The following is a 14480-nucleotide window of genomic DNA, read 5'->3' as shown; positions in this document are numbered from 1 at the left end:
ATTTTCTCCCTTAGCACTAAATAATATGCAATCAAAAGTAGCAGCTTATATAACTTGTTATCAAGATCAAGAATCTTCCAACCGATGTATTAAAGCTATTGAATCTCAATCAATTCAAGTTACAGCTATATATATAGTAGATAACTCTGAACAACCATTGCTACTCGATGATAAAAATCAACTATTGTTAATTCATCATTATCCTAATAATATTGGAATTGCTGAAGGTTTAGTAAAAGCATTAGCATGGGCTATTGATCAAAAATATGATTTTCTATGGACATTTGATCAAGATAGTGTTCCTACTCCAAATTGCTTAGAAATTTTGCTGACAAATTATCATAAATTATCTGAACAAGATGACTACAAAATTGGTATTATTGCCCCTACTGCATTTGATACTAGAATAAGTAAAGTTGTAGAAAGTGTAGTTTTTGCTAATGATCATTTTCGAGTTATTGAACATAATCATAATGTAGATTTTTATGAATGTGATACACCCATTACATCAGGTTCTTTAATTTCCTTATCTGCTGCTAAAACTATTTCTCCTCCTTGTGCTGATCTATTTATTGATGGTATTGACCTTGATTATGGCTTACGAATAAAGCAAAAAGGATTTCATAATCTGATTGTTACTAAAGCTAGTATGCACCACAATTTTGGTAGTCCTATTCAAATAAAATTTCTAAATCAATATCGCTATATACAAGAATATTCGGCTTTACGTTATTACTATATTTGTCGCAACCATACCTATTTAGAAACTCGTTTTTCTCAAGGTTATTACCGCTTTACTAGCCTAATGCGACGAATAAAATATATGCTAGTTAAAATCTTGTTAATTATGTTGTATGATTTAGAAGATAAACAATTAAAAATATGGGCTTGTTTATTAGGAACTTATTATGGTTTAATAGGCAAACTTACTGAAAAATGGTAATTCATATTTTCATTAAAAACCGTTTAAATGTTTTTCCTAAAATAATTATTTTAACATTAATTGATTATGATATATTTTTTAACAGTTAACTATTATTCTACCAATTTAATAAGTAAATTAATAAATTCTCTACCATTTTATCAAGATAGTAACTACCAAATTATTATCATTAATAACGCTCCAGATGATCATGCAATTAATCAACTTAAAAACCAATCAACAATCATTATTGAAGCAGAAACAAATCTTGGCTTTGGTGGTGCTTGTAATTTAGGGTTACAATGGATTTACAATCAAGATAAACAAGCAATAGTTTGGATAATTAATCCAGATGCTTTCTTACCAGAAAATACTTTAGAACAAGCTCAAATATTTTTTGATTCACATCCAGAATTATCAATCGTAGGGACAATTATTTACACTCCTGAACAGAAAATCTGGTTTGCTGGTGGTTACTTTATTCCTGAAAATGGCGCGATTTCAGAAGTAGATTTATTAACTAATCATGCTATAGATTATATTAATTGTGATTGGGTTTCAGGTTGTAGTTTAATAATTAATTTAAAGAAATTTCCTGAATGTCCCTTATTTGATGATGCTTATTTTTTATACTATGAAGACCTTGATTTTTGCAGACGTTATGTTAATCAAGGACATTTAATAGCCATTACTAAACAATTATGTGTCATACATCAACCGTCATCAATTACGAACAGAAACATTTTTAAAAAGATTAGATATAGTACCTATAGTTATTTATTCACAATTAACAGATATACAAATAAATCAGTTTTCACGATGAAACTCATTACACAAATCATCAAAGCAGCAATAGGGTTAATTATCAAACCACAAGCTGCTTTAGGAAAAATTTATGGTATATGTGATTATATGAGAAATCAGCAAGATCATTAACAACTATCAATAGTAAAAATGCCATTATCAATCAATCTTTCATTTCTCCTAACCAAACCCACAGGTACAACTACTTACACTCTTAATCTTCTACCTCATTTACAGAAACTTGATCCAACACTTCTAACTTCACAATCTTTCCCTGACTATAAATGTTATCCAACTCCTCCTAACCTCACATCAGAACAAGGTTTAAAAGGACATTTAAACCGCTTAGTTTGGACACAATTCCAACTCCCAAAAATCTATCAAAACCTCAAATCCCAACTTTTGTTTTCCCCCATTCCCGAAGCACCTTTATATACCAACTGTCGTTTTATTGTCACAGCATTTGACATGATACCCTTGCATTTTCCCAAACGCTTGTCACCATTAACCACATACCATAAATACTATACTCCTGAAGTTTTTAAACAAGCAGAACATATTATTTGTATATCAGAATCAACAGCCAATGATATTATCCAATTTTACCAGATTCCTAGTCATAAAATTACACCAATTCTCTTGGCGGGGGATAACTCGCATTTCCAATTCCTCAACCTCCCCACCCGCAATTACTTCCTATATATCGGTCGTCAAGACCCTTACAAAAACCTGCAAAGACTAATTACCGCTTTTTCCGCACTACCTCACAGAAATGATTATGAACTATGGTTAGCGGGACCCTACGATAAACGTTACTCTCCATTATTAGAAATACAAACTCAAGAATTAGGAATAAGTCATCTAGTTAAATTCCTTAACTATGTCTCCTATGACGAATTACCAATAATTATTAATCAAGCAATTGCGCTAGTTTTTCCTAGTCTTTGGGAAGGATTTGGTTTACCAGTTTTAGAAGCAATGGCTTGTGGTACTCCCGTTATTACCTCTAATATTTCCTCCCTTCCAGAAGTTGCAGGAGATGCTGCTATTTTAATTAATCCCTATAATCCAGGGGAAATCACCGCAGCAATGACAACAATTATTAATGATTCAGAAACCAGAAAACAACTTTCAGAAAAAGGTCTAAAAAGAGCAAATCAATTTAGTTGGGAAAAAACTGGACTTGCTACAGTTGAGGTTTTAAAACAATATCTTTGAGTATAAGTACAATTGGTGTACATCCTGATTCTATTGCAAGAGATAAAATCCCCGACTTCTTAGAGGGTGTTTGAAAAGTTATGGTTGATGTATCAAATATTTTTTACCCCACCCTAACCCTCCCCTTGTAAAGGGGAGGGAACTGGATTTTTATTGTTTCCCCCCTTTACAAGGGGAAAGGGGGGTAGCAATGTGATGAAAATTACGGAATACCACTTTTCAAACATCCTTTTAGAGCAGTCAGATATATTGTTGTTCATAACTAATTTAGGATTGCTATATGATAGAATAGAAGAAATATTGACTAGTAAAACCAAGGAGAATACCATGAACACCTCCATAGAACTTCCTAGCGGTAAAATCCTCAACATCACCCGATTTATTGCCCTAATTCCCAATAACAATAATATTGATAGTGATTATCAACTAATTTTAGAAGGATATCCTCATCCTATCAACTTAGAATCATCAGATGCTCAAAATCTGAAAATAATTTTGCAATCAAAACTAGATCAAAATACCCCAATTAGCACCCATAAATCAACATGGAATCAACAAGAACAACTCCAAAAAAATCAAAAAGCAATGGCAATTTTAGCACAACGTATTGCAGAACATAAAAATATGTCCGATGAAGAATCATTACAGCAACAAGAGTTTTTTGAAGAATTAAAAAAAACAGTTGATTCACAAAGACCAATAGGACAAAAATTATATTCAGAATTATGATAGTATTTATTGATTCAGGTGTGCTAGGACTGCTCACAAATCCCTATAAAATGGATGCAGCTAAAGATTGTGAAGAATGGCTTTATGCTTTGCTTGCTCGTGGAGTGTATATTTGTTCTTCTCAATTATGTGATTACGAAATTAGAAGAAGTTTAATCTTAATCTCTCAAAATAAACCTAAATCATCTAGTATTCAGAATTTAGATGAACTCCAAGAAATAATCTCGTTTTTACCTATAGACTGGGAATTATTAAAAGAAGCATCTACACTTTGGGCTTCTGCTCGTAGTCAAGGAATACCAACAGCAGATAATAAAAGTTTGGATATTGATATTATTATCTGTAGTCATTGGCAAAAACTTAAAGAAGAGTTTCCTGGTCGCTATATTGTGATAGCAACTACAAATGTCAAACATTTAAGTCGCTTTGCTGAGGCAAAAAACTGGGTGGATATTCAATTTTAAAACCATTATGTAATACTAAAAGTAATAATTTTCTTACTTGAGATCAAAACCATGAGAATTACATCCAAAGGACAAGTCACTATTCCCGTAGAAATACGTGAACAATTAGGACTTACACCCAACACAGAAGTAGAATTTGAAATCATCGGAGATGCAGTTTACGTAAAAAAAACCAAAGCGAAACCCAACCCAGGTAAAACTCTCATAGAAATGATGCGAGGTAAAGCTACAGTCAAAATGACCACCGATGAAATAATGGCATTAACGAGACAAGACTAATGAAAGAAATACTCGTTGATAGCAATATAATCTTGGATATTGTTACAGAAGATCCAAATTGGTTTGATTGGTCAGCTAATAAGTTAACTGAATATGCTGAAAAGACAAAACTTAACATTAATCCCATTATCTATGCTGAAGTCTCAATTGGTTTTCAAAAGATAGAAGAACTAGAAGCCATATTACCTATCAAGTTTTTTCACCGTTTAGACCTACCTTGGGAATCAGCATTTTTAGCGGGAAAATGCTTTTTGACACTCTCAGGTCTAAAGACACTGAGATTCTTTAATCAATGAGCCAACTTACAATTGCTGGATTACTCCAACAAAAACAGAGGTCGATTCTCCTAAAGCGTTAATTCCGGTATGCCCTACCGTACTCGATTTTTGTATTTCATTTTTCACCAAATTTAGCTTTCCTAAACTGCAATACTGTTAGGTATGACTACGCACTCAACCAAATTAGTTAAGTTTTTACGTTGTTTAGTTATACTTAAATTATGGAACTTTTAAAAGTATATCACACCTACTGTTACTAGTCAACGAGTTAGGCTAAATATTTTCGCCCGTGTCGCTTATATCTCAGCACGCTTTGTGACTGAGCTTTACGCTTACCGAGTAATCTTGTAAAATATCGTCAACAAGGTGGAACTAAAAAATCTCCTTTACCTGATTTCTACATAGGCGCTCATGCGGTAATTATGGATATGATACTTTTAACCAGAGATGTGAATCGTTACCGCACTTATTTTCCCACCTTAGAACTAATAGTTCCAGAATATTAATAGACATCTCCATGTTTTCGGGCGCAATTATGAGTAAAGACGTTCTATAGAACGCCTCTACCTTGTCCTCAGATGTCTATTTTTGAAATCCTAAACATCAATCTCACTCAATTCACGAGTGATATGATCAAAAGGCTCATCCACAAAAGCAGTATTAGCAATACCAGCAGCCGCTACCTGTTCCTTGACGATACCCTTCATTATCTGAATACCTTGAACAGTTGAACCAATGGGTACACCCAAGGAATTGTAAGTTTCCCTGAGTCCTTGTAATACACGCTCATCAAGAACATTCATATTACCAGCAACTAGCGCATAGGTAGCGTAGCGGAGATAATAGTCCATATCCCGCAAACAAGCGGCAAAACGACGGGTTGTATAAGCATTGCCACCAGGACGAATTAATTCTGGTAGTTCTTCAAATAACTTTGCCCCAGCTTGTTTCACAATTGCGGCAGCATTGGAATTAATCGCTGCTGCAGCTTGAACTCTAGCTGTTCCACTATCAAAGTAGGATTTGAGGGTATCAATGGCATTCCGGTCAAAATAACGCCCGGTTACGTCATAATTCTTAATTAAAGTTGTAACGGCATCACGCATTCTTTTTTCTCCCAATCATGAGTTATCTATGATTTGATATTAATTTGGTTGCCATGAAGCACCAACAAGATTCCGTGCCAATTCACATAAAATAGACACTGGCACAAAAACTATCCATCTGCTATCTAAGGATTTTATGCCAAAGTTGACCCCTGATCATGAATTTTCTAGTTTTGTACAGATTAAGAAAGAAAGGTTAACATAACCTGTAATCCAGACAATCTGTAACAAACATGACAAAATCATGTCAAGTTAACTATTTACGATATTCCAGGTAGTGTATGACAACTTGGGTTAGCGTAACAAGGTGAGGATGCTTGGGCAGACTCTGGGTTTATATTAGGTAATTGGCTACATCAGGAGTAAAGTAAAAATGACAACCCCAAAAGAAATCTTGAAGAAGATTCAAGACGAAAAAATTCAGATGATTGATCTGAAATTCATTGATACACTGGGAACTTGGCAACATTTGACCATGTACCAAGACCAGATTGATGAAAGTTCATTCTCTGACGGTGTACCTTTCGACGGTTCTAGTATTCGGGGTTGGAAAGGTATCGAAGAATCTGACATGACCATGGTGCTTGATCCTAACACCGCTTGGATTGACCCATTCATGAAAGAGCCAACTCTCAGTATCATTTGTAGTATTAAAGAACCACGTACTGGCCAATGGTACAACCGTTGTCCTCGCGTTATTGCCCAAAAAGCGATAGATTATCTAGCTTCTACTGGACTTGGTGATACAGCTTTCTTTGGTCCTGAAGCTGAATTTTTCATTTTTGATGATGTCCGTTACGACCAAACCACCAACTCCGGTTACTACTACGTTGATTCTGTAGAAGGTCGTTGGAACACTGGTAGAGAAGAAGGACCTAACCTGGGTTACAAAACCCGCGTCAAAGAAGGTTATTTCCCAGTTCCTCCCACTGACAGCTTTCAAGATATGCGGACAGAAATGCTGCTAACCATGAAAGATTGTGGCGTACCCATTGAAAAGCAACACCATGAAGTTGCGACTGGTGGTCAGTGCGAACTTGGTTTCAAATTTGGTAAGTTGATTGAAGCCGCTGATTGGTTGATGACTTACAAGTATGTGATCAAAAACGTGGCTAGAAAGTATGGCAAAACCGTCACCTTCATGCCAAAACCCATTTTTGGCGATAACGGTTCTGGTATGCACTGTCACCAATCTATCTGGAAAAATGGTCAGCCCCTATTTGCAGGTGACAAGTACGCTGGTATGAGCGAAATGGGACTTTACTACATTGGTGGTATTCTCAAACACGCTCCAGCACTGTTGGCAATCACCAACCCCACTACCAATTCTTACAAACGCCTTGTACCTGGTTATGAAGCACCTGTAAACTTGGCTTATTCCCAAGGTAATCGTTCTGCTTCTGTGCGGATTCCTCTTTCTGGAGACAACCCCAAAGCCAAGCGTTTAGAATTCCGTTGTCCAGACGCTACTTCTAACCCTTACTTGGCTTTTGCGGCTATGCTTTGTGCTGGGATTGATGGTATCAAAAACAAAATTCATCCTGGTGAACCCTTAGATAAAAATATCTATGAACTTTCACCAGAAGAATTATCTAAGATTCCTTCTACTCCTGGTTCTTTAGAATTGGCTTTGGAAGCTTTGGAAAATGACCACGCTTTCTTAACTGAAACTGGCGTTTTCTCTGAAGACTTTATCCAAAATTGGATTGACTACAAGGTTGCTAACGAAGTTAAGCAAATGCAATTGCGTCCACATCCTTATGAATTCTTCTTGTATTACGATTGCTAATTACAACAATTACTAACGTACAACTAGTGAATTTTTTAGCCACCCTCTGGGGTGGCTTTCTTTTTCACTTAACTCATAGTCGCTTGGCTACGTCCATAAAGCGTCTGAGTAGCTGCATCCATTTTACCTTGAATGGGATTCCAGTAGTGAGATATTCCTTCATGCAAATTAAGTTCCTGTGCAGCCCGCATCAACATGGATTGTTGACGATTCTTAGCTTGCTGATGTTGACGTACAATTGATTGACGGGCTTTTTCTTGAATAGACATGACACTACCTCCCTGTATTTATTTACTAAGGAATAATTTATTATTCCCTGCAATCTGATGATAACACAAAAATCTGTAGCGTAAACTACAGAATCTTAAATGAATAGGATTGATATGATTATATTTCCTCTATGCTGCTTGCATTTTCGATGAGAACATAAAAATCTGTAGCGTAAACTACAAAATGATATTTTTGTTATAAAACTTCATGAAATTGGTCAGTTGTCAGTTGTTAGTTGTCAGTTGCAAAAGAATATTTCTCTCCCCTACCCCTCCTACTCCCCCTACTCCCCCTACCTGTCTCTTATACACATCTAGATGTGTATAAGAGACAGGGTTAGAACGACGGATTATCAATAACAATGAAACCATTCTGAAAATAGATTTAGCATTAGATGAACCTTTGCATTTTTCTCATCATGATCATAAAGATGAATATCTCATTGGTTCAATTCTCATTGCTGATTCCATGAATCATGTAGAACAGGCTCATAATAAATGTACAATTGGCGAAATTCCCGATTCTGACCCCTCCATGTATCTCGTCATGCCTAGCGCTCTTGACCCTAGTTTAGCACCACCTGGTAAACATACTTTATGGATTGAATTTTTTGCTCCTTATCAAATTGCTAATGCAAAAGGTACAGGTTTAAAAGGGACAGGTTGGACTGATGAATTGAAAAACAAAGTTGCAGATAGAGTAATTGACAAATTAGCAACTTACGCCCCCAATGTGAAGAAAGCAACTATCGCTAGAAGAGTAGAAAGTCCGGCAGAATTAGGAGAAAGATTAGGGGCATACAAAGGGAATTATTATCATATTGATATGACAATGGATCAAATGATCTTTTTCCGACCTTTACCCGAATTAGCTAATTATAAAACCCCCATTGATAATCTCTTTTTAACAGGTGCAGGAACACATCCAGGTGGCTCAATTTCCGGTATGCCAGGACGCAATTGTGCGAGGGTATTTTTGCAGAATAAGCAACCTTTTAGTCAGGCTTTAAAGGATGCTAGAAATTCAATTAAGTCTACAGTTAATTCGGTATTTGGATAGACGGTTTTTATCCAGGTTAACTACCATATACCTGCGGCCAAGTTGTCAACAAAAATACTACAACCGCGCTGATAGCTAAGACACCTTGAATCAAATTCCCCACCACTGTACCGACAGTAATTCCTATACCAGCTTTTACCGCAGGCCATAATTGACGTTGATAAAGAAACTCACCAACAATTGCTCCTAACAGTGGTCCAAATAAAATCCCTAATAATGGACCACCAAAAGGTAAAGCTGGTAATAATCCAAAAAACCCCAGTAATAAACCCACGAATGCGCCAATTTGTCCCCACTTACTCGCACCGGCTTGTTTTGCTCCGATATAACCAGCAAGGAAATCAACTCCTGTACTCAGAAGTAAAACAATGATTGTCACAATCAGGGGAATTTTGATAGCTGCAAAGGAATTACTGACAATTCCCCAAATAATAATAGATATTAAAATTAAGCTGCTTCCAGGGATAGCTGGAACTACAGCACCAATAATCCCTACGAACATCACAGCCACTAAGAGTAAATAAATAATTTGCATAATTCATAATTTATAACTTTTAGAATCTCGTTAATCTCGTTCCCAGTCTCCGACTGGGAATGTTCATCACGCGGCTCTGCCGCTAGTAACGGGAGGCAGAGCCTCAAAGTTAGCATTCCTAGCCAGAGTCTAGGAACGAGAATGACCAAGAGTAACAGCTAATTTATCAGCAATTCCCGCAATCCAGTTTTCATCTTGTTTAGTGTAACTGCGGGGAGCATTTGCTGCTAAAATTAAAACCCCTTCTTGACCAATTGGTTGACAAATTACACCTTGTGTGTTTTCTGGTAAATAGTCAAATTCGATTTTACCAGGATAGACATACAAAGCCACTAAATAAATTGGCTTTTGTGTTTCTAATACTTTTTTTAAAATTATTCCTGGTACTACTTCCGATTTAGCAGCCAGAATACCGCGACGTAATAAAACTTTACCTTGATAATAAACTATGAGCGATCGCGTCACTGTATTAGTTAATAATAACCGCGTTGCCCAGGCTAATTCTATTTTCGCGGCTTCTGGTAATTCTGGATCTAAGAAAAATCCCTCTTCCCCAATTAATTCTACTGTCTCCGGTGTGCGCGGCTGTACCTGTTGCCAAATTAAACCAGTTAAAATTAACACCGCACTCAAAATTACCCCCAGCACATCTCCTCGTGCTTGGGAATTTGTCAGTTCCGGTGTTAACAACCGATTCATTAACAAAAGCACAGCACCTAAACCCCCAACAACTAAGGGTAAACGCCGTAAAACTCGATTAGGATCTGATTTAGTCATTTGTCAGTTATCCGTTATCCGTTGTCCGTTGTCCGTTGTCCGTTGTCCGTTGTCCGTTGTCCGTTGTCCGTTGTCCGTTGTCCGTTGTCCGTTGTCCGTTGTCTGTTGTCATTGGGAAAATTCCTACTTCCCCTACTCCCTCTACTTCCCCTACTCCCCCTACTCCCTCTACTTCCCCTACTCCCTCTACTTCCCCTACTCCCCCTACTTCCCCTACTCCCTCTGTCCCCTGTCACCTAACTTCCTACTCTTCCCCTGGTTCTAATATGCGTTGGAACAGATAACCAGTACCTCTAGCGGTGAGAATTAGTTCAGGGTTGCTGGGATCATCCTCTAATTTTGCCCGTAAACGAGAGATATGTACATCCACAACGCGAGTATCTACATGGCGTTCAGGAGTATATCCCCATACTTCCTGCAAAATTTCTGAGCGGGAAAAGGCTTCACCAGAACGACTGACTAACAATTCTAATAAGCTAAATTCCATACCGGTTAAGCGAATGCGCTCATCACCTTTATAAACTTGACGCTTATTTGTATCAATTTTGATGGTGCTGACATGAATCACCCCAGAACTAGGAATACCATTTGCACCTGTTTTGTCCACCCGTCGCAAGACTGAACGAATCCGTGCTTCTAGTTCTTTGGGTGAAAAGGGTTTAACGACATAATCATCCGCACCCAATTCTAAGCCGGTGATGCGATCTGCCACATCTCCCAAAGCGGTGAGCATAATAATGGGGACATCGGATTCTTTGCGTAATTCTTGACAAACGCCATAACCATCTAGTTTTGGCATCATTACGTCTAAAACTACTAGGTCTGGTTCAGCTTTGCGAAATATTTCTAAAGCTTCCTCACCATCTCCTGCTGTCACTACATCGTAGCCAATCATGGAAAGGCGTGTTTCCAAAATCCGCCGAATGCTGGCTTCGTCGTCTACTACCAGGATTTTTTCTTTATGACTTTCCAAGTTTTGTCATGCTCCTTAACTAAAATTTTTGATGATTAATTTTAAATATCATAATATTAAGATATCATTGCTCTCAATTGATTTGGAAAGAGCTTCCAACTATTACATTAGATGTTCGTTTTTTCCAAAATTTAAGGAAAAATTAAGATTATTAACTAAAATTTAAGCATGGCAAAGCCAAAAACCATTTATATCTGTAGTAGTTGTGCAGCGGAATTCTCTCAATGGTTCGGAAAATGTTCAAATTGTGACACTTACGATTCTTTAGTTGAGCAAAATATTAGTTCTTTTATCGGGGATATACCTAGCCGGTCTGGAGTGGGAAATTGGCAAGCTGGAGGTCATAGTAAGTCTCATAATAAACCAGCTAAAGCCAGATCTTCTCTGACTTTTGACCAAATTAGCGATCGCCAAATTGCTCGTTGGGAGTCCGGTTATGGGGAATTAGATCGAGTTTTAGGTGGTGGAATTGTTCCCGGTTCGATGGTGCTAATTGGTGGCGACCCTGGTATCGGTAAATCAACTTTACTACTGCAAGTTTCTAACCAATTGGCGCAAAAATACCGAATTCTCTATGTGACTGGAGAAGAATCTGGACAACAGGTAAAATTGCGTGCTTCTCGTTTGGGAATGTCAAAACCACCTACGCTAGTCACGGAAGATCCTGAAAACAAAGATCCGGAAAAACCGATAGATCCTGACAGTATAGGTGCAAATTTGTATGTTTTGCCAGAAACGGATTTAGAAGAAATTCTGAGGGAGATAGATTCTCTAAAACCAAATGTAGCGGTAATAGATAGTATCCAAACAGTGTTTTTTCCTGCTTTGACATCAGCACCGGGTTCAGTTGCTCAAGTCAGGGAATGTACCGCAGCTTTGATGAAGGTGGCAAAACATGAAGATATTACGATGTTAATTGTGGGTCATGTTACCAAAGAAGGAGCGATCGCCGGTCCCAAAGTATTAGAACATTTAGTAGATACCGTATTATATTTTGAAGGCGATCGCTTTGCTTCCCACAGATTATTAAGAACTGTAAAAAACCGTTTCGGAGCAACCCACGAAATTGGTATATTTGAAATGGTATCCCAAGGATTAAAGGAAGTTGATAACCCTTCCGAACTGTTTTTGGGCAATCGTGATGATCCGGCTCCGGGTACGGCTATTGTGGTAGCTTGTGAAGGAACAAGACCAATAGTTGTGGAATTACAGGCTTTAGTCAGTCCTACCAGTTACCCATCTCCTCGTCGGGCGGGTACAGGCATAGATTATAATCGCTTAGTGCAGATTCTCGCCGTCTTAGAAAAGCGTGTAGGGATACCTATGTCCAAATTAGATTCTTACGTTGCTTCTGCGGGGGGATTAAATGTAGAAGAACCAGCGGTAGACTTAGGAATTGCAGTAGCGATAGTTGCCAGTTTCCGCGATCGAATCGTTGATCCTGGTACAGTCTTAATTGGGGAAGTAGGGTTAGGGGGACAAGTGCGGTCGGTTTCCCAAATGGAACTACGCTTAAAAGAAGCCGCGAAACTAGGATTTAAAAGAGCCATAGTTCCTAAAGGGACAAAATTCCCTGAGATTGGGATTGAGATACTACCAGTAGGTAAAGTCATAGATGCAATTATTGCGGCTGTTCCTCATCAAGAATTGACAGAAGAAGATTTAGAACCTGATGAGGATTAATAATCAAAGGCTAGGATTTAGTAGTTCAAAATAATACAATTGTTGGATACCCCTTTCCAAAAGTGGAGAGGGGTTTTTTATTTCTCACATTTTTGTAAAAAAGTTTGATAATGCTGTTCTAATGCAATTAAATTAGGTTTAAATCTGTCTTTTTCAGGAAGTAGTAATTTTTTGCCGCTAAGTCCTTGATAATCAGTACCACATAAGCTAGGGGAGATTACCACTTCATAGCTTTTTGGATCTATAGATAGTAAGTGTTTATCAAAAAGTATGTGTATATCTGCTCGAAGTAAAATTCCATTAGAAGGATGATTTGTTTCATAACCAAGATAGGGAATAATATGAGCAGCTTGTAAAACATTTTTTGTGTCAAATCCTGTAATGGAACACTTTCCTTGATAGGCTTTTAGTAGATCACTACGAAACTTAGCTTGTCCTTTGCGTTGAACAACTACAGATACAACTCGCTCTCTATCATCTGTAATATTCTGCGGATCAAATTCATTTTCAAGAGCATGAAGTAATTCTCTAGAAAGGTCGTCTTTTGGCTCTTCTCCAGCCATCAGGTGCATTAACCTTACGTAAATATCATCCTCTTCCTCTGAATTAAAGTCACGTTGCTTTATATATTTCTGATAAACAAAAGCTAATTTTACAAAATCTATTTTATCCCAAGGACTAATATTTCTTGAATTTTCGTGAGGACTTTCTTCTGCTCCTAACTTTGTATTTTGATAACGTTCTTCTAGAATTTCCTTTTCCAATTTTGCCTGAAATAAAAATAACTCTTTTGATAATTTATCTTTTGGACTTTCACCGGATGAAAGAATAATAAGCTTCAGTAGAACATCTTTTTTCTGCTTAAAGTTTAAGGTATGCTGCTCTACATATTTTATAAAGACAAAAGTGATGGTTTCCCAAACTTTAATTTCTGTTTCTGGAAAGACATCTAGTGTAAAACATTTTAACCAGTTTTCAAAACTGTCAGTTACAAAAACACCGACAAGTGAATAAATTCTGTTAATTTGATTAAGCTGTTCAGATGTAATTTGGCTAACTGGTCTATTACGCGGAATAAGTTTTTCCAAAGACTGGCTTTTAATTGTCATCTTACCAGTTTTACGATTTAAAATTCTTGTTTTGATTTTCAAATTTTCGTTATTTGACATTTTTTACTTTACCTTATTAATACTATTTACCATTACTTTATCCCAACTTTTCATCCAAGATTGCTTCTATATCTTGCTCACCATAGATGACTCTGAGAATCTCTATACCTGAATCTGAAGAAAGATAAAAAACAAGATACTTGTTAAATCCTTTTGGCGATTTTTTCCCACACAGTTTTACGGATATCTCCCGAATCATCAGGAGTCATCTCAGTTGCATTTATACTGCTGTAACCACCATGATACCATCAACTAGCAATAACTAATTATACCTATCTCATTTTCTATCAAAAACTACTTTGACTAGTCTCTCCTACAAACAGCTTCTAAAGCTTTCATAGTTTCCCCCTACCAAATCAATAATCTTAACTTAGAGATTTTGTTACTTAAGTACAACCTTAATCAGCACTTAAATAAATCTAAAC

15 protein-coding genes and 1 pseudogene are annotated in these 14480 nt (G+C 36.9%); 10 read left to right on the top strand and 6 right to left on the bottom strand.

The features are described 5' to 3' along the window. The first annotated feature begins 25 nt into the window (after nt 1-25). The 7 genes from FJR06_RS06765 (at nt 26) to FJR06_RS06735 (ending at nt 4712) form a co-directional block, all read left to right on the top strand. Nucleotides 26-943, top strand: a complete 918-nt coding sequence (locus tag FJR06_RS06765; RefSeq protein ID WP_168651084.1) for a glycosyltransferase family 2 protein — start codon at nt 26-28, stop codon at nt 941-943. A 66-nt stretch (nt 944-1009) separates the two neighbouring features. Continuing rightward, nucleotides 1010-1858: a glycosyltransferase gene (locus FJR06_RS06760; RefSeq protein ID WP_168651083.1), complete on the top strand. Its 849-nt coding sequence runs from the start codon at nt 1010-1012 to the stop codon at nt 1856-1858. 18 nt (nt 1859-1876) lie between these two features. Then, nucleotides 1877-2944 carry a glycosyltransferase family 1 protein gene (locus tag FJR06_RS06755; protein WP_168651082.1) on the top strand — a complete coding sequence of 356 codons (1068 nt, stop codon included), beginning with the start codon at nt 1877-1879 and terminating at the stop codon, nt 2942-2944. Between the two features lie 327 nt (nt 2945-3271). Then, entirely contained in the window at nt 3272-3673 is a 402-nt protein-coding gene (locus tag FJR06_RS06750; RefSeq protein ID WP_015080359.1) for a hypothetical protein, read from the top strand. Then, a complete protein-coding gene (locus tag FJR06_RS06745) occupies nt 3670-4137 on the top strand; it encodes a type II toxin-antitoxin system VapC family toxin (protein ID WP_015080358.1) in 468 nt (155 codons plus the stop codon). Before FJR06_RS06750 ends, FJR06_RS06745 begins: the two co-directional genes overlap by 4 nt. A 51-nt stretch (nt 4138-4188) precedes the next feature. Then, the gene (locus FJR06_RS06740) at nt 4189-4416 is read left to right on the top strand and encodes an AbrB/MazE/SpoVT family DNA-binding domain-containing protein (protein ID WP_015080357.1); all 228 of its coding nucleotides are present in this window, start codon (nt 4189-4191) and stop codon (nt 4414-4416) included. Further along, nucleotides 4416-4712 carry a type II toxin-antitoxin system VapC family toxin gene (locus FJR06_RS06735; protein WP_051155181.1) on the top strand — a complete coding sequence of 99 codons (297 nt, stop codon included), beginning with the start codon at nt 4416-4418 and terminating at the stop codon, nt 4710-4712. The genes FJR06_RS06740 and FJR06_RS06735 overlap by 1 nt, the downstream gene beginning before the upstream one ends. Before the next feature lie 578 nt (nt 4713-5290). Here the strand turns inward: FJR06_RS06735 and apcB are convergent. Beyond that, a complete protein-coding gene (apcB, locus tag FJR06_RS06730; RefSeq protein WP_015080356.1) occupies nt 5291-5800 on the bottom strand; it encodes an allophycocyanin subunit beta in 510 nt (169 codons plus the stop codon). A 373-nt stretch (nt 5801-6173) separates the two neighbouring features. On the opposite strand from apcB, the gene glnA reads away from it, so the two are divergent. Beyond that, a complete protein-coding gene (gene glnA / locus FJR06_RS06725; protein ID WP_015080355.1) occupies nt 6174-7589 on the top strand; it encodes a type I glutamate--ammonia ligase in 1416 nt (471 codons plus the stop codon). A 68-nt stretch (nt 7590-7657) separates the two neighbouring features. On the opposite strand, the gene FJR06_RS06720 is transcribed toward glnA, so the two are convergent. Then, nucleotides 7658-7858, bottom strand: a complete 201-nt coding sequence (locus FJR06_RS06720; RefSeq protein WP_053540318.1) for a hypothetical protein — start codon at nt 7856-7858, stop codon at nt 7658-7660. Nucleotides 7859-8195: 337 nt separating this feature from the next. On the opposite strand from FJR06_RS06720, the pseudogene FJR06_RS06715 reads away from it, so the two are divergent. Then, a pseudogene (locus FJR06_RS06715) lies at nt 8196-8918 on the top strand (phytoene desaturase family protein); the annotation flags it as partial. A 16-nt stretch (nt 8919-8934) separates the two neighbouring features. On the opposite strand, the gene FJR06_RS06710 reads toward FJR06_RS06715, so the two are convergent. The 3 genes from FJR06_RS06710 to rpaB all read right to left on the bottom strand — a co-directional run bounded on the left by FJR06_RS06710 (nt 8935) and on the right by rpaB (nt 11203). Continuing rightward, a complete protein-coding gene (locus FJR06_RS06710) occupies nt 8935-9453 on the bottom strand; it encodes a DUF456 domain-containing protein (protein ID WP_015079766.1) in 519 nt (172 codons plus the stop codon). A gap of 129 nt (nt 9454-9582) precedes the next feature. Continuing rightward, nucleotides 9583-10230 (bottom strand): cofactor assembly of complex C subunit B, encoded by a 648-nt coding sequence (locus FJR06_RS06705; RefSeq protein ID WP_015079765.1) that lies wholly within the window; start codon nt 10228-10230, stop codon nt 9583-9585. A 244-nt stretch (nt 10231-10474) separates the two neighbouring features. Next, nucleotides 10475-11203, bottom strand: a complete 729-nt coding sequence (rpaB, locus tag FJR06_RS06695) for a response regulator transcription factor RpaB (protein ID WP_015079764.1) — start codon at nt 11201-11203, stop codon at nt 10475-10477. Between the two features lie 168 nt (nt 11204-11371). On the opposite strand from rpaB, the gene radA reads away from it, so the two are divergent. Next, the gene (gene radA / locus FJR06_RS06690) at nt 11372-12886 is read left to right on the top strand and encodes a DNA repair protein RadA (RefSeq protein ID WP_015079763.1); all 1515 of its coding nucleotides are present in this window, start codon (nt 11372-11374) and stop codon (nt 12884-12886) included. Between the two features lie 77 nt (nt 12887-12963). On the opposite strand, the gene FJR06_RS06685 is transcribed toward radA, so the two are convergent. Further along, entirely contained in the window at nt 12964-14055 is a 1092-nt protein-coding gene (locus tag FJR06_RS06685) for an HNH endonuclease (protein WP_015079762.1), read from the bottom strand. Between the last annotated feature and the right edge of the window lie 425 nt (nt 14056-14480).

The organism is Dolichospermum sp. UHCC 0352, from assembly GCF_009711925.1.
Classification (GTDB): Bacteria; Cyanobacteriota; Cyanobacteriia; order Cyanobacteriales; family Nostocaceae; genus Dolichospermum; species Dolichospermum lemmermannii.
The sequence above is the reverse complement of the archived record's forward strand: the minus strand, read 5'-3'. Positions and strand labels throughout refer to the sequence as shown.

Bases quoted from the DNA above. Each gene is read 5' to 3' on its own strand.
- FJR06_RS06765 (WP_168651084.1), top strand. From the start codon at position 26: ATGCAATCAAAAGTAGCAGCTTATATAACTTGTTATCAAGATCAAGAA.
- FJR06_RS06760 (WP_168651083.1), top strand. From the start codon at position 1,010: ATGATATATTTTTTAACAGTTAACTATTATTCTACCAATTTAATAAGT.
- FJR06_RS06755 (WP_168651082.1), top strand. From the start codon at position 1,877: ATGCCATTATCAATCAATCTTTCATTTCTCCTAACCAAACCCACAGGT.
- FJR06_RS06750 (WP_015080359.1), top strand. From the start codon at position 3,272: ATGAACACCTCCATAGAACTTCCTAGCGGTAAAATCCTCAACATCACC.
- FJR06_RS06745 (WP_015080358.1), top strand. From the start codon at position 3,670: ATGATAGTATTTATTGATTCAGGTGTGCTAGGACTGCTCACAAATCCC.
- FJR06_RS06740 (WP_015080357.1), top strand. From the start codon at position 4,189: ATGAGAATTACATCCAAAGGACAAGTCACTATTCCCGTAGAAATACGT.
- FJR06_RS06735 (WP_051155181.1), top strand. From the start codon at position 4,416: ATGAAAGAAATACTCGTTGATAGCAATATAATCTTGGATATTGTTACA.
- apcB (WP_015080356.1), bottom strand. From the start codon at position 5,800: ATGCGTGATGCCGTTACAACTTTAATTAAGAATTATGACGTAACCGGG.
- glnA (WP_015080355.1), top strand. From the start codon at position 6,174: ATGACAACCCCAAAAGAAATCTTGAAGAAGATTCAAGACGAAAAAATT.
- FJR06_RS06720 (WP_053540318.1), bottom strand. From the start codon at position 7,858: ATGTCTATTCAAGAAAAAGCCCGTCAATCAATTGTACGTCAACATCAG.
- FJR06_RS06710 (WP_015079766.1), bottom strand. From the start codon at position 9,453: ATGCAAATTATTTATTTACTCTTAGTGGCTGTGATGTTCGTAGGGATT.
- FJR06_RS06705 (WP_015079765.1), bottom strand. From the start codon at position 10,230: ATGACTAAATCAGATCCTAATCGAGTTTTACGGCGTTTACCCTTAGTT.
- radA (WP_015079763.1), top strand. From the start codon at position 11,372: ATGGCAAAGCCAAAAACCATTTATATCTGTAGTAGTTGTGCAGCGGAA.
- FJR06_RS06685 (WP_015079762.1), bottom strand. From the start codon at position 14,055: ATGTCAAATAACGAAAATTTGAAAATCAAAACAAGAATTTTAAATCGT.